Origin of the sequence: Paraliobacillus sp. X-1268 (assembly GCF_003426095.1) — a bacterium.
GTDB lineage: Bacteria > Bacillota > Bacilli > Bacillales > Amphibacillaceae > Paraliobacillus_A > Paraliobacillus_A zengyii.
In genome coordinates, this window is record NZ_QJSK01000018.1 from 43,347 (window position 1) to 57,246 (window position 13,900).

General features: G+C 35.1%; 15 protein-coding genes and 1 pseudogene. 12 read left to right on the forward strand and 4 right to left on the reverse strand.

All coding sequences use genetic code 11. The features are described 5' to 3' along the window. Positions 1 to 53: 53 nt before the first annotated feature. From D2K62_RS15260 to D2K62_RS15280, 5 genes are all read left to right on the forward strand, one after another. Entirely contained in the window at positions 54 to 752 is a 699-nt protein-coding gene (locus D2K62_RS15260; protein ID WP_117149225.1) for a response regulator transcription factor, read from the forward strand. Further along, a complete protein-coding gene (locus D2K62_RS15265) occupies positions 749 to 2,068 on the forward strand; it encodes a sensor histidine kinase (protein ID WP_117149224.1) in 1,320 nt (439 codons plus the stop codon). Before D2K62_RS15260 ends, D2K62_RS15265 begins: the two co-directional genes overlap by 4 nt. Positions 2,069 to 2,154: 86 nt before the next feature. Then, positions 2,155 to 3,981 (forward strand): translational GTPase TypA, encoded by a 1,827-nt coding sequence (gene typA / locus D2K62_RS15270; RefSeq protein WP_112179700.1) that lies wholly within the window; start codon positions 2,155 to 2,157, stop codon positions 3,979 to 3,981. Between the two features lie 117 nt (positions 3,982 to 4,098). Then, positions 4,099 to 4,371 carry a YkvA family protein gene (locus tag D2K62_RS15275; RefSeq protein WP_112179702.1) on the forward strand — a complete coding sequence of 91 codons (273 nt, stop codon included), beginning with the start codon at positions 4,099 to 4,101 and terminating at the stop codon, positions 4,369 to 4,371. Between the two features lie 138 nt (positions 4,372 to 4,509). Then, positions 4,510 to 5,325: a ZIP family metal transporter gene (locus tag D2K62_RS15280; protein ID WP_112179704.1), complete on the forward strand. Its 816-nt coding sequence runs from the start codon at positions 4,510 to 4,512 to the stop codon at positions 5,323 to 5,325. A gap of 139 nt (positions 5,326 to 5,464) precedes the next feature. Here D2K62_RS15280 and D2K62_RS15285 read toward each other — a convergent pair whose 3' ends face one another. The 3 genes from D2K62_RS15285 to D2K62_RS15295 form a co-directional block, all read right to left on the reverse strand. Then, positions 5,465 to 5,617 (reverse strand): YfhE family protein, encoded by a 153-nt coding sequence (locus tag D2K62_RS15285; RefSeq protein ID WP_112179706.1) that lies wholly within the window; start codon positions 5,615 to 5,617, stop codon positions 5,465 to 5,467. 93 nt (positions 5,618 to 5,710) lie between these two features. Beyond that, positions 5,711 to 6,490, reverse strand: coding sequence for an enoyl-ACP reductase FabI (locus tag D2K62_RS15290; RefSeq protein ID WP_112179708.1), 780 nt, complete (start codon positions 6,488 to 6,490; stop codon positions 5,711 to 5,713). A 19-nt stretch (positions 6,491 to 6,509) separates the two neighbouring features. After that, positions 6,510 to 7,058 carry an HD domain-containing protein gene (locus D2K62_RS15295; protein WP_112179709.1) on the reverse strand — a complete coding sequence of 183 codons (549 nt, stop codon included), beginning with the start codon at positions 7,056 to 7,058 and terminating at the stop codon, positions 6,510 to 6,512. A gap of 162 nt (positions 7,059 to 7,220) precedes the next feature. Here D2K62_RS15295 and D2K62_RS15300 point away from each other — a divergent pair, with 162 nt between their 5' ends. The 7 genes from D2K62_RS15300 (at position 7,221) to D2K62_RS15330 (ending at position 13,034) form a co-directional block, all read left to right on the forward strand. Continuing rightward, positions 7,221 to 8,378: a CapA family protein gene (locus D2K62_RS15300; RefSeq protein WP_117161685.1), complete on the forward strand. Its 1,158-nt coding sequence runs from the start codon at positions 7,221 to 7,223 to the stop codon at positions 8,376 to 8,378. 120 nt (positions 8,379 to 8,498) lie between these two features. Continuing rightward, the gene (locus D2K62_RS15305) at positions 8,499 to 9,323 is read left to right on the forward strand and encodes a DUF368 domain-containing protein (protein ID WP_117149222.1); all 825 of its coding nucleotides are present in this window, start codon (positions 8,499 to 8,501) and stop codon (positions 9,321 to 9,323) included. Positions 9,324 to 9,383: 60 nt separating this feature from the next. Next, positions 9,384 to 9,704, forward strand: a complete 321-nt coding sequence (locus D2K62_RS15310; RefSeq protein ID WP_112179711.1) for a thioredoxin family protein — start codon at positions 9,384 to 9,386, stop codon at positions 9,702 to 9,704. Positions 9,705 to 9,849: 145 nt separating this feature from the next. Further along, the gene (locus D2K62_RS15315) at positions 9,850 to 10,347 is read left to right on the forward strand and encodes a GNAT family N-acetyltransferase (RefSeq protein WP_112179712.1); all 498 of its coding nucleotides are present in this window, start codon (positions 9,850 to 9,852) and stop codon (positions 10,345 to 10,347) included. A 54-nt stretch (positions 10,348 to 10,401) separates the two neighbouring features. Further along, the gene (locus tag D2K62_RS15320; protein WP_117161682.1) at positions 10,402 to 11,091 is read left to right on the forward strand and encodes an ABC transporter ATP-binding protein; all 690 of its coding nucleotides are present in this window, start codon (positions 10,402 to 10,404) and stop codon (positions 11,089 to 11,091) included. Beyond that, entirely contained in the window at positions 11,091 to 12,524 is a 1,434-nt protein-coding gene (locus tag D2K62_RS15325) for a hypothetical protein (protein ID WP_117161683.1), read from the forward strand. Before D2K62_RS15320 ends, D2K62_RS15325 begins: the two co-directional genes overlap by 1 nt. A 45-nt stretch (positions 12,525 to 12,569) precedes the next feature. Further along, positions 12,570 to 13,034, forward strand: a complete 465-nt coding sequence (locus tag D2K62_RS15330) for a MarR family winged helix-turn-helix transcriptional regulator (protein WP_112179715.1) — start codon at positions 12,570 to 12,572, stop codon at positions 13,032 to 13,034. 43 nt (positions 13,035 to 13,077) lie between these two features. Here the strand turns inward: D2K62_RS15330 and D2K62_RS15335 are convergent. Then, positions 13,078 to 13,900: pseudogene (locus tag D2K62_RS15335) on the reverse strand (transposase); the annotation flags it as partial.

Here is a 13,900-nt window from a genome sequence, read left to right on the forward strand (position 1 = left end):
ATGTTGATAAAGATTGTGCGAAAATAATAGAAAGAAAAAGGAGGCATAAGAATATGAAGCACCATATTTTTATTGTAGAAGATGATCCAAACATCCGTGATATTGTGTCTGCTTATTTAAAGAAGGATGGTTATGAAATATCTATGGTTGATAATGCAGAACAAGCGTGGGAGCTCACGAGAGGTAATGAGCCTGATATGTGGATATTAGATATTATGTTACCAGGAATGGATGGCTATGAGTTATGTAAAAAGATAAGACAGAAAAGTGAAGTTCCTATCATTATTATATCTGCCAAGGATGAGGAAGTAGATAAAATACTTGGATTGGAATTAGGAAGTGATGACTATCTCACAAAGCCATTCAGTCCAAGAGAACTAGTCGCTCGGGTAAAAAGGCTATTTAAACGTGTTGATTTTTCGTATGTTGAAAACGAGACACTATCAAGTGATTTCTATGAAGTAGGAAGTTTAAGATTGAATGTAGAAGATCGTCGCGTGTATTGGAAAGGAAAAGAAGCAGAAGTTACGGCTAAAGAATTTGATATGTTACATATTCTAATTCGAAATAAAAATCGTGCGTTTGCAAGAGAAGAGTTGTTATCACTTATCTGGGGTGAAGATTACTTTGGTAGCGATCGTGCTGTAGATGATCTAATTAAGAGGCTACGAAAAAAAATAGATGGATTACCAGTGGAAACAGTTTGGGGATTTGGTTATCGACTCAGTCATGAACATGGGGAATTAGAATGAGGTTACAAACACAGATAACTATTGCTTTTACAACATTATTAGTCATTATTATGTCTGTCGTAGCAATTATGATCTATTCTCTTATATTAGATGTGTTAATTCAAAATGAACAAGATCAACTAGAAGAAAAGGGAGAAATCCTCATTGAATTTTTATTGAGTGATGCTAATCCGGAAAGCCTATCACAGTGGCTTGGAGAAGAAAAATTGCAATTATTCATCTATGATCGTGATCAAGAACAGACGCTACTCCGAACATTACCACAAGATTTGATTGATGATTGGCTTGAGACATATGACCTAAATGATAAAGAACAATCATTATGGATAGATGGAGATGACCGCTATGTTGTTTCTATTTTGTCAATTTTTCCTGATTTACTAGACAGAAAGCTTGTATTAATTACACCGTTAAATGATTTACAAGAAGTGCAAAATAACTTCTTTAGCCGTCTGATTATTGTATTTTTAATTGGAATTATGATAATTGTATTATTTAGTCACTTTTTAACAAAGCGCTTAGTTACACCTTTAACGAAATTAAAACATCAACTGAAAAAAATTGAGAACAGACAATTTGATGATGTAGAACGAGTTATAGCAACAGGTGAAATAAAGGAAGTAGAACAAAGTGTCAATGATATGGCAGTTGAACTACAACGTTATATTAATTCTCAACGACAGTTCTTTCAAAACGCTAGTCATGAATTAAAAACACCATTAATGACAATTCAGGGGTATGCAGAAGGAATTAGAGATGGTATCTTCGTAGATGAGGAATCAGATAGAGGGTTAGGTGTAATGGTAGATGAGGTAGCTCGATTGAAAAAGATTATTAATGAGATGATTCTATTAGCTAAATTAGATAGTGAAGAAAATATATACAAAGATGAATTCATAAAAATTGATGAATTGATTACATTAACAGTAGAGCGTGCTCTGCCAATGGCAAGCGAAAAGAATGTGAAGTTAAAACATGAAGTGGATGCAAATGTTACTCTTTATGCTGATCATGAGAAGTTACTACGTGCAATGATGAATATTGTGACCAATGGTATTAGGCATGCAAACAAACAGGTAGTCATTAACGTGAACAAGACAACTGAACATGTGGAGCTTACAGTAGAAGATGATGGAGAAGGTATCTCAGAGGATTTAATGCCTAAATTATTTCAACGGTTTATTAAAGGAGAAGGCGGTGAAACAGGCCTAGGTCTAGCTATTTCTCGCGCAATCGTTGAACGATCTAATGGAACAATAGCTGTCTCTAAATCACATTTAGGTGGCGCACTTTTCACAATTAGATTCAAATTATAAAATAATTGTACTTTTGTAGAGGTTTTATGCTACAATTAATTGGTTGTAGTCGAAAATGAACGTTTTTTAAAGAGGAGATGTAAGGGATGCAATTAAGAGAAGATATTCGGAACATTGCAATTATTGCCCATGTTGACCATGGTAAAACAACATTAGTTGACCAGTTGTTGCGTTACTCAGGCACATTCCGTGCAAATGAGCACGTTGATGAGCGTGCAATGGATTCAAATGATATAGAAAAAGAACGTGGTATAACAATCTTGGCAAAAAATACTGCGATTAACTACAAAGATACACACATAAATATCCTTGATACACCTGGACACGCCGATTTCGGTGGAGAAGTAGAGCGTATTATGCGTATGGTAGATGGTGTATTACTTGTAGTTGATGCGTATGAAGGCTGTATGCCACAAACACGTTTTGTGTTGAAAAAGGCTTTAGAACAAAAACTAACACCAGTTGTTGTATTGAATAAAATAGACCGTCCTAGTGCAAGACCAACTGAAGTAATTGATGAAGTATTAGATCTATTTATTGAATTAGGTGCTGATGATGAGCAATTAGATTTCCCAGTTGTTTATGCTTCTGCATTAAATGGTACTTCTGGTAATGAACCAGAAGAACAGGAAGAATCGATGGAAGCTGTATTTACTACTATTCTTGAAAACATTCCTGCACCGCCTGATAACTCAGAAGAGCCATTACAATTCCAAATAACATTACTTGATTATAATGATTATTTGGGTCGTGTTGGAATTGGACGTATTTTCCGAGGTTCAATCAAAGTAGGCCAACAAGTTTCCTTGATGAAAAAAGATGGTACAGTCAAAAACTTCCGTATCAGCAAACTATTTGGCTTTATCGGGCTGAAGAGAATTGAGATTGAAGAAGCTAAAGCTGGCGATATCATTGCACTATCCGGTTTGGAAGACATTAACGTAGGTGAAACAGTTTGTCCAACCGATCATCAAGAGGCATTACCAATATTGCGTATTGATGAGCCAACTTTACAGATGACGTTTGTTGTAAACAACAGTCCGTTTGCTGGTAAAGAAGGAAAGTATATTACGTCTAGAAGAATTGAAGAACGATTGATGAAGCAATTAGAAACAGATGTAAGTTTACGTGTTGATCCAACAAACTCACCGGATGCTTGGATTGTTTCTGGTCGTGGAGAACTTCACTTGTCTATTCTAATTGAGAATATGCGTCGTGAAGGTTTTGAACTTCAGTTATCAAAACCACAAGTTATCATTAAAGAAATTGATGGCGTACGTTGTGAACCAGTAGAGCGTGTACAAGTTGATGTACCAGAAGATCATACAGGAGCAATTATGGAATCTTTAGGTTCTCGTAAAGGTGAAATGATCGACATGGTTAACCATGGTAACGGACAAGTTAGAATGGAATTCAAAGTTCCTTCTCGCGGTCTAATTGGTTATTCTACTGAATTTATGACGCAAACTAGAGGGTTTGGTATTATTAATCACACGTTTGATACGTATGAGCCAGTTGTTCCAGGCCAAGTTGGTGGACGAACACGTGGTGTTCTAGTTTCATTAGAAAACGGAAAATCTTCCACATATGGTATTATGGGTCTTGAGGATCGTGGTACGATATTTGTAGAACCGGGTACTGAAGTATACGGTGGTATGATTGTTGGAGAACACAACCGTGAAAATGACTTAACAGTTAACATTACTAAAGAAAAACATCTTACTAACGTTCGTTCCGCTAATAAGGACCAAACGTCTACTATTAGAAAAACAAGAACATTAACGTTGGAAGAAGCGATAGAATATTTAAATGATGATGAGTATTGCGAAGTTACACCAGAATCGATTCGTTTACGTAAGAAGATTCTAAATAAAAACGAACGTGAAAAATCATCAAAACGAAAAAGTGAATAGTATCAATTAATTGTACCGATGAAGATTTATTCTTCATCGGTATTTTTTGTTTTACGCACTGTGTTTTTTGGAACGACTATTAGGGAATAAATAATAGAGTAAAGGAGATGTGAACCTATGCGTTTCTGGAGACGATTTAAATTTATATTTCAATTTCGACAATCGATTCCGTTTTTAAAGGAATATTTCTTATCAAGACAAGTAAAGCTAAGATCAAAAATGATAGCGATAGGACTTATCTTAGTGTATGTTGTTTTTCCTTTTGATCTATTACCTGATTTTTTTCTTATAATTGGTTTGTTTGATGATATTATGATTGCAAGTCTGATACTACAGCAAATTGTTAAAAGGGCTCCGACAAGTATAAAGGAAGAATATCATTTATTGTGATGGTAATGTGATAAGATTAGCGCCAATCTTGATAAAAACATTGACAGGTAATGCACTTAGCGCATAGACTATTGGCGTAGGGATATTTTTTTGCCCTAGCGCAAGATTAGAAAATATTACAACATAAAAAAGGAGAGAATGAGTGTGACAGCATGGTTATTAGAACTGAATCCCATTGTATTAGCACTGCTTGCTACGCTTTTCACGTGGGGATGTACAGCATTTGGCGCAGCTTTTGTATTCTCAACAAAGAAAGCAAATCCAAAAGTATTTGATAGTATGTTGGCATTTGCGGGCGGCGTAATGATTGCAGCTAGTTTTTGGTCACTTTTAGCACCAGCAATTGAAATGGCTGAAGAACAAGGAGTACCACCATATATTCCAGCTGTTATTGGCTTCTTATTAGGCGGTATTTTCTTAATGATGGTTGATAAAGTTTTACCAATGATAAATGAGGATTTATACTTTAAAGAAATAAAAGATAGAAAGGCAAAACACAGAACTGCAATGTTAGTTTTTTCAATAACATTGCATAATATTCCGGAAGGTTTAGCGGTAGGTGTAGCATTTGGTGCACTTGCATCAAATTTTTCAACTACTTCATTATCAGGTGCAATAGCGCTTGCGATAGGGATAGGTATTCAAAATATCCCAGAAGGAACAGCGGTTTCGATTCCATTACGTCGAGAAGGTATGTCAGCAAGAAAAAGTTTTTTCTATGGTCAATTTTCAGGGATGGTTGAACCGATTGCAGCTGTAATTGGTGCTGTCGCAGTTATTTTTATACAACCACTACTACCTTATGCGCTTAGTTTTGCTGCTGGTGCAATGATTTTTGTAGTTGCGAAGGAAGTAATCCCAGGTTCGCAGGAAAGAGGTCATATTCAGCTTGCGACGATGAGTTTGATGATCGGATTTGCAGTGATGATGATTTTAGATGTCGCGCTCGGATAGGGGAATGTATAAGGTGAACGTTGATACTTGAACAAATATAAGTAGCTGTCTTCACACTTAGATCGCTTTATTCCTTATAAATAGATAAAAAAAGGCTAGGTAGAGGGGGATTTCTACCTAGCCTTTGACTTACTTTCTTTTAAGTATTACTGTGAATCTGATTTAATTTTTCTTTGCGGAATCCGCCAGCAATATCAGCTTGCTTAAAGTCACTATTGTAATGAACCTCTTGTGCTGAAGATAATTCTACTCCGACCTTTTTAGTCGGTTGATATTGTTGCTTACGTGCCATATTGTATACATCCTTTCAAAATAGATTGGTTGTTTGATGTCTACAATTATATTTTACCCGGTTAATAACATGATTAAACATAGAAAATATATTTTATCCAATAATATTATAACCTGCATCGACATGAAGCACTTCCCCGGTTACACCACTAGAAATAGGGCTTAGTAACATCATTGTCATATTTCCAACTTCTTCTTGCGTAACGTTGCGCTTAAGTGGTGCCTTCTCTTTAGAATCCCTAAGCATCTTTTGAAATGTAGGTATTCCTTTCGCGGCAAGCGTACGAATTGGACCAGCTGAAACTGTATTAATTCGGATATTAGACTCACCTAAATCTAAAGCAAGGTGTTTACAGGTAGACTCTAAAGCAGCTTTAGCAACGCCCATAACCTTATAACCATCAAGTACTCTTTCTGCTCCTAAAGCACTCATTGTAACAATTGAGGAACCATCAGTTAGGAAGCGTCTTGCTTCTCTTGCAACTGCGATGAGGGAGTAGGCGCTTGTGTCTTGCGCAAAGGCATATCCACTTCTAGAAGTATTGATAAAGTCCCCGTGCAAGTCCTCGCCGTGAGCGAAGGCAATAGCGTGAACAATTCCGTCAATCTGTCCAGCTTTCTCGCCAATCTGGTTAAAGGCTTCTTCAATACTGTCATCATTGCTCACATCACATGCCACAACTAATTCTGCATCCATATTATACTTTTCTAATAGACTCGTTAATTTTTTAAGAGAACGTTCTTTTCGATACGTATAAATTAATTTAGCGCCTGCATGATGTAGCGTTTTTGCTACCCCCCATGCCAAGCTCCGTTCATTTGCAACGCCCATAATTACAATGTTTTTTCCTTTAAGTTGTAAGATGTCTTCCATAATGTCCTCCAATATGTTTTTAAAATTGATCTAGTAGCCGCTTAAATTGTTTGAATAATGTTGGTGTATCTTTCTCAACTATGCCATTAATAAGACTTTCATACACGGCCTGATAATACCACTTTTGGTCTTCTCTTCCTCGTTGAAATGAATCCCACATCACAGTTCCTAACAAACGCTCACTTTCTAGAATGGAATGTAAGTTATCAATCTTGTCAGCACATACAACTAACTTGGCAGCTAATGGTGCATGTTTAATCCCATCTATAGTATGTTGCTTGCGTTGTTCCCAAGGGATTGTTTTTTCAGGCTCTGTAGCATATGCAACCAGCTTTTCTATCTGTTCGCCAAAAAGATCCTTGATCTCAATTAAAGTGCTATCTGTGTCCTCAACAACGTCATGTAATAGACCAGCAATTACTACATCATTTTCATACCCAGCTGCTTTTAATGACATCGCAACACGATATGGATGTGCAATATATGGTGTTCGGTCAACTTTTCTTTTTTGTCCATCATGCTTTACTGTTGCGTATGTAATTGCCTGCATTAATCTATCGTTTAACATACGATCACCTCATGATTTCATTATACTTGTAATTTCCTTAGAAAACAAAACGAGTAAAAAGATAAAAAACAGGGAAGTAGTAGAGTAAAGAAACGAAGAATTATGTCGATAAAGTATAAGTTAGTATTGAAAAAGGGATGAGATGTTGTGAAATTAAATAAAATGTTAATTATGTTATTCGCTATACTATTATTATTACTTGTAGGTTGTTTGAATAATGAAGATGAATTTTCTGTAAAGAATCATAATAAGCATCAACTCGAAACAAGTACTGAGAAAGAACAACTAAATTTAGTGCCAAAAACAACATCGATTCAGTTGGCTGCGATTGGTGATATGTTGATCCATGAGCGAGTTTATAACGATGCCCAAACAGAATTGGGTTATAATTTTATGCCAATGCTTCAAAAAGTAGTTCCATATCTATCTGAGCCAACCATTACAATGGCAAATCAAGAAACGATGATTGGTGGAGAAGGTATTGGTTTATCTACTTATCCTCAATTTAATAGTCCATATCAGGTAGGAGATGGTTTAAAAGAAGCTGGAGTTGATATAGTTTCTTTAGCCAACAATCATACACTTGATCGTGGAGAAGAAGCAATTCAAAATGCTTTAAATTATTGGGATGAAATTGATATGAATTATACGGGTGCTTATAAAAACGAAGCAGATAGCCAAGAGATTCGAATTTTGGAAGAAGAGGATATAGCTATTTCCTTTTTAAGTTATACATATGGTACAAATGGCTTGCCAGTACCTGAAGGGAAAGATTATCTAGTTAATTTAATTGATCAAGAAGCGATGTCTTCTGATGTGAAAGATGCGGAAGAAGTATCAGATGTCATTGTTATGAATTTACATTTTGGTACAGAGTACGAGCGAATGCCAAATGATGAACAAAAAGAATTAGTGCAATATGTTGCTGATTTAGGGGTCGATATCATTATTGGTCACCATCCCCATGTTTTACAACCAATGGAGTGGGTTGAAGGAAAGAGTGGAAACAAAACATTCGTCGCATATTCCCTGGGAAATTTTTTGTCAGGTCAAGATGAATTTTACCGAAGAATAGGCGGTATGGTAGAACTTACAGTTGAAAAAACTGTAGAAAAAGGGGAAGAAAAGATAGAAATAAGTGCGCCAAAATTCTTGCCAACGTTAGTTGATTATAATGACCATGGTCCGAAAAATTATCAAGTCTTGCCAATGTATAAAGTAACAAATTCACAATTAGTAGATGTTGCTACACAGTATCAAGAAATTAAAGCGCATATGTCACAATGGATGCCAGAACTTGAGTTTATTGAATCCAATTAACTCCTTCTAATAGAAAAGGGGTTCTATTTTTATTAATAAAAGATATATATCCATCCTCCCCATCTTTTGCTATAATACAAAAAGTATCATGATCTTTTTTAAAAAAAGGAGAAACTAAACATGGAGTGGAGAAATATTTATCGTGGTATGTTGATGGGCGCAAGTGATGTCGTTCCTGGTGTTAGTGGCGGGACCATTGCAGTCGTGCTTGGTATATACGATCAATTAATTGAAGCAATAAACGGTTTTTTTAGCAAGGACTGGAGAAAACATCTTGGTTTTTTGATTCCACTTGGGATAGGAATAGTAACAGCTATATTTTTATTGGCAGGTACGATAGAATTTTTATTTGAACACCATCCAGGTCCAACCCAATTTGCATTTTTAGGGCTTATAATTGGTGTTATTCCCTATCTATTACGTAAATCAGAAGCAAGATATACATTTAAAGCACATCATTTTTTCTTATTGATAATCGGTGTAGGGGTTGTTGCATCTATGTTGTTCTTTCGTTCAGATGAAGTAGCACCAATAACAGATATTACCTTGTCAACATATGTTTTTTTATTTATGGCAGGTTTTATTGCAAGTGCAGCCATGATCTTGCCTGGTATTAGTGGTTCTTTTTTATTACTAGTTATTGGCGCATATAGTACGATAATTAACGCAGTAAGCGAGATTAAACTGGATATCGTAGCAGTTGTTGGATTAGGTATTATCATGGGTATTCTTGTGATGAGTAAAGTGATTCATTACTTTTTGGAAAATTATACAACAGCTACCTTTGCTGTCATTATTGGTCTGGTGATTGGTTCAATATTTGTCATTTTTCCAGGATGGCCAACAACTTTCCAGGGAACAATTATAAGTATTATGACTTTTGCATTAGGATTGTTTGTTGCATTTTTATTAGGTCGAGTCGAATATAATGATGTCCAAGCCTAATTCGTTGTGATTACCATCTTATACATGATAAATTAATGAGATAAGAAGGGGGCTAATAACATGAAAGCTATAGAAACAAAAGAAGAATTTTATCAAGTAATTCAATCAGATAAACCTGTTATTATTAAATTCTTTGCAGATTGGTGTCCAGACTGTAAACGAATGAACATGTTTATTGGAGATATCCTGGAAGAGTACAAGCAATATGACTGGTATGAAGTGAATAGTGATGAAATTGCAGGACTTGCAGAAGAGTATGAAGTAATGGGAATTCCAAGCTTACTAATTTTCCAAAATGGCAAAAAACTTGCACATCAACATAGTGCTCATACGAAGTCGCCTGAACAGGTAACAGACTTTCTAGAAAAAGAATTAGCTTAATTAAGAAGAACGAACCTAATAAATTGGTTCGTTCTTTTTTTTGTGCCTTCTAAAAGAATGAAAATAACATAGATAAAGATTAAATATAAAAAACAAACAAAAATATAGTACAATATTTGAATAGATAAAAAATGGGGGGATATAGATGATTCAACTGGCTACAGAAAAGGATCTGGAGGGAATTATGCTAGTAGTGAAAAGTGTTGTTAAAATGATGAATGAACAAGGAAGCTTTCAATGGAACGACACCTATCCACTTGTTACAGATTATCAAAAAGATTTAAGACGAGAAGAGTTATACATCTACAAGGAATCTGAGTTAATTTTAGGTGTTTGCACAATAAGTAAAAGAGGGCATGAGGAATATGATGAAATTGCTTGGAGTCAACATGATCATGCATTAACAGTAAAGCGATTAGCTGTTGATCCGAATGCAAGAGGGAAAGGCTTAGCGGATAATTTTTTTCAATTTGCTGAGAAAGTAGCAAAGAAGCATAATGCAAACCATTTAACAACCGATACTTATGCGGAAAATCAATACGCACAAAAACTTTTTAAACGAAATGGTTTCCGTTTTGTACAAGCAAGAAGAGAAGAAAAGGAAGCAGCTGAACTCTATTATTTTGAAAAAGCGTTAAAGTAGTTGGGAACGTTTTTACAACATAAAACGTTAAGAATAGAGAAGGAGGCGCTGATATTGTCGACATTAACAGTTCAAGGTGTTTCTGTGTCTATTCAACAACAAAAAATTCTTGAAAGTATTTCATTTCAATTAGAACCAGGATCGATTACGGCATTAGTAGGTCATAATGGCGCTGGTAAATCAACAATAATGAAAACAATTTTAGGTTTACAAGAGAAAAAAGAAGGCGTTATTAAATTAAAAGATACGTTTCAAAAAGAGGACTTTGTTCGGTTTAAACAGCAATTAGCTTACATACCGGAAGAACCTTTCTTGTTATCTGAGCTAACCGTGATGCAGCATTTTCAATTGTATGGTGAAAGTTATCAAATGGATAAAGGTAAGCTTTATCAAAAAATAGCGCATTATCTAAATGAGTTGGAAATTGCTGATAAACAAAATGAATACCCAGAGTCGTTGTCAAAAGGGATGCGACAGAAAGTTCAAACAATATGTGCTATGTTACCGGATGTCCCCCTTCTGTTGATTGATGAACCATTTATGGGATTGGATATATATGCTTCAGACTTTTTGCAACAGGTCATGAAAGAGAAAGTTCAAAATGGGACTGCAATTTTGTTGACGTCACATCAACTAGAGCGAATGAAGGATCTAGCTGATCAGTATATTATGCTACAACAAGGTAAGGTAGTTGGCAGTGGTTATATGCAGAATTTCGAAATTCTAAAGAGGAGATTTGAATAATGATAATACCTCCATCTGCTTATCAGGCCTATCGACATGTTCAAAAAAACCGTTCGAATAAAAAGAGAAAGCTATATAAGTTGGCTTTTGGAGTTGCTTTTGACAAAACAATATTAGTTTACGGAATCATTTTTGCATTGTTTGTGGTAATGATTATTTATGACACACTTCAGCAATTTGAAAGCTATTTTATTACCATAGAAGAAGTTGTTTCATCTAACTATACAATGGTTGTTATTCTTTCTATATTAAGGCCAATTTCTATGAGTTCTACTAGATCTGGTATCTTGTTTTCTAGTTCCGAATTCATGTTAAGTATGCTACCTTATCGTAAAGAACGACTCTGGTTATTCTGTGCTCTTAATAAAAATATTAATTTTAGTTTGGCAATGATAGGAACTGGTGGATTGTTAGCATTTCTAACTCCCTTTTCAGTGCAGTTTTTGTCTGTTCTGGTGGGTATCATTATAATTATCCAATGGTTGATGACCATACCGCAATGGGTTGTATATCAATTACCTTGGTATATAAAATGGTTGGCTATTCCGGTAAGTGGATTCATTGGAAGTACGGTAGTTTTACTAGCATTTTTCATTTCTACACAAATCCATATAATCAGTTGTATAGGTCTAATACTTGTGCTTGTTAATCGTTTGTTATGGAAGCGAGCTTTTAAACATGTTAATTGGCAAGATATTATTCAAACAAATGATTTGATTATATGGAATATGTTTTTTATTTCGAAAATGTCAATGATTAAGATAGAGCCACCTAAACGCCGTGGTATGTTTCATCATTTAGTTCGAAATAAACGTTTAAAAGACCCATTTCCAATTTATAATTCAAATAAGGTGTATCATCGCATATGCTTTTTGTATTTCACAGAGCACAAGGAACAAGTAATAAAAGGATTAGGATCAACGTTGATTACGCTTATTGCGTTAAGCTTTCATAATGATTGGGTATTTGGGGTTGGAATAGCAGTTAGTAGCTTTTTATATGCTCAAGTAGCGGTTAATTTCTTTACATCCATTTTTCAAGATAAGTTGTTGTATAGTTTACCTTGGCAAATGGATAAATGGGAAAGTGTGTTTTTAAAATGGGTCTACTGTCCAGGTTTATTGTTACTAATAGTTGCAGGAACCTTATTGGTTTTGTTTGCGGACACAGGCTTTTGGATACCAATTCAGTTAGGATTTTACGCGCTGGCAGCTCGTGAATTGATTTATTTTTTGTTACAAGAGAAAATTAATCAAGTTTCTAAAGGCTTTGATCGAATATCTATTACTATTTTACTTTGGATTGTGCTATTATTTTTCTGTACAGTACAAAGCGTTTCAAATCCTACAATTAGTTTAATGGTAATGGTATTAATTATTTTAAGGTCGAAAACTCTTTTCAAGTTCAGAATGAAGAAAGAATTAAGTTCATAAGTAAAAAGTTTAATTAATGTAATTATGAAAGAGGGGGACCCACAGATGGATGAAAAGAAAGAATTATATAACAAGAAAAAAGAAGATCCCTCCTTAAAGTTATTTGTTGTATTATCAAAGGCTTATCGTTCGGTTTCAGATCAAGTAGCAAATGATATAAGAAAAAATGGTTTGAACACAACGGATTTTGGTGTACTAGAACTTTTATATCATCAAGGAGAGCAACCTCTACAAAAAATAGGTGATAAAATTTTACTTGCAAGTGGAAGCATCACTTATGTAGTAGATAAATTAGAGAAAAAAGAATTCATTCAACGCGTCCCATCAGCAAGTGATCGCCGAATTACGTATGCGGCAATTACTAAGAAAGGGGAAGACTTATTAAATGAAATTTTTCCTGCTCATTGGAAACAAATTGAATCGATCACAAGTGGATTAACAGAGGAAGAAAAGGCTCAAGCAATTCAATTGCTAAAAAAACTAGGAATGTATGCAGATCAAATCAAATAATCTAATACGTACTTTGAATTACATGGGCGTGAATAATTAAATGTTAGACGAAAAGAGGCTGGGACATAACTAGCCAAAAATAACGAAAAAGGTTCCAATCATCATAGAAAGATGGTCGGAACCTTTTTTTGTTAGATTATATTCAGGCGTTGTTGTACCATTCGCATGTTTAGCGGTGTACTTTCTCAAGTTCACCGCCATGAACGCGAATCCTAATTCATTTTCTACTTTCTTTTTGCCTCTTACCGACATGCGAGTAAAACGCAAATTAGCCTTCAAAAATCCGAAGACTGGTTCCACATCTATTTTTCGTTTACCATAGATTTTACCGGTTTCTTTTTCTGAAAGTTGTTGTTTTGTGTATGCTTTTTGTTGTTCCCATTTTTCGTTGTAATATATCTTTCGATTATTTCCTTCCTTTGCTTTTGTACATTGTGAGCGTAATGGACAATCCGAACAATCTTCACATTCATAGACTCTAAACTCTCGAGTGAAGTTGTCTTTACCTGTCCGGTTGGACAGATACTGGAACATTACTTTTTTGTCATTTGGACAGAGGAAGGAATCAGTCGCTTCATCATACTCCCAGTTCTTTGTGTTAAAAGGATCTTGCTTATATTTCTTTGTCTTCTCTTTTCGGTACATATTGTATGTAATTAGTGGAATGCGCTCCCGATTAATTAGGACATCATCGTAATTTTGTTCACTTCCATAACCTGCATCAGCGACGATATATTTGGGAAGCTCAAAGAAGCTTTCCTCGATTTTATCTAGAAAAGGAATGAATGTGCGTACATCGGTTGGATTAGGAAATACATCATAAGCGAGTGCATATTGTCCTTCTGTCGCAATTTGGACATTATAAC

Bases quoted from the DNA above. Each gene is read 5' to 3' on its own strand.
- D2K62_RS15330 (WP_112179715.1), top strand. From the start codon at position 12,570: ATGGATGAAAAGAAAGAATTATATAACAAGAAAAAAGAAGATCCCTCC.
- D2K62_RS15295 (WP_112179709.1), bottom strand. From the start codon at position 7,058: ATGTTAAACGATAGATTAATGCAGGCAATTACATACGCAACAGTAAAG.
- D2K62_RS15275 (WP_112179702.1), top strand. From the start codon at position 4,099: ATGCGTTTCTGGAGACGATTTAAATTTATATTTCAATTTCGACAATCG.
- D2K62_RS15265 (WP_117149224.1), top strand. From the start codon at position 749: ATGAGGTTACAAACACAGATAACTATTGCTTTTACAACATTATTAGTC.
- D2K62_RS15290 (WP_112179708.1), bottom strand. From the start codon at position 6,490: ATGGAAGACATCTTACAACTTAAAGGAAAAAACATTGTAATTATGGGC.
- D2K62_RS15315 (WP_112179712.1), top strand. From the start codon at position 9,850: ATGATTCAACTGGCTACAGAAAAGGATCTGGAGGGAATTATGCTAGTA.
- typA (WP_112179700.1), top strand. From the start codon at position 2,155: ATGCAATTAAGAGAAGATATTCGGAACATTGCAATTATTGCCCATGTT.
- D2K62_RS15285 (WP_112179706.1), bottom strand. From the start codon at position 5,617: ATGGCACGTAAGCAACAATATCAACCGACTAAAAAGGTCGGAGTAGAA.
- D2K62_RS15305 (WP_117149222.1), top strand. From the start codon at position 8,499: ATGGAGTGGAGAAATATTTATCGTGGTATGTTGATGGGCGCAAGTGAT.
- D2K62_RS15310 (WP_112179711.1), top strand. From the start codon at position 9,384: ATGAAAGCTATAGAAACAAAAGAAGAATTTTATCAAGTAATTCAATCA.
- D2K62_RS15260 (WP_117149225.1), top strand. From the start codon at position 54: ATGAAGCACCATATTTTTATTGTAGAAGATGATCCAAACATCCGTGAT.
- D2K62_RS15300 (WP_117161685.1), top strand. From the start codon at position 7,221: ATGTTAATTATGTTATTCGCTATACTATTATTATTACTTGTAGGTTGT.
- D2K62_RS15280 (WP_112179704.1), top strand. From the start codon at position 4,510: ATGAGTGTGACAGCATGGTTATTAGAACTGAATCCCATTGTATTAGCA.
- D2K62_RS15325 (WP_117161683.1), top strand. From the start codon at position 11,091: ATGATAATACCTCCATCTGCTTATCAGGCCTATCGACATGTTCAAAAA.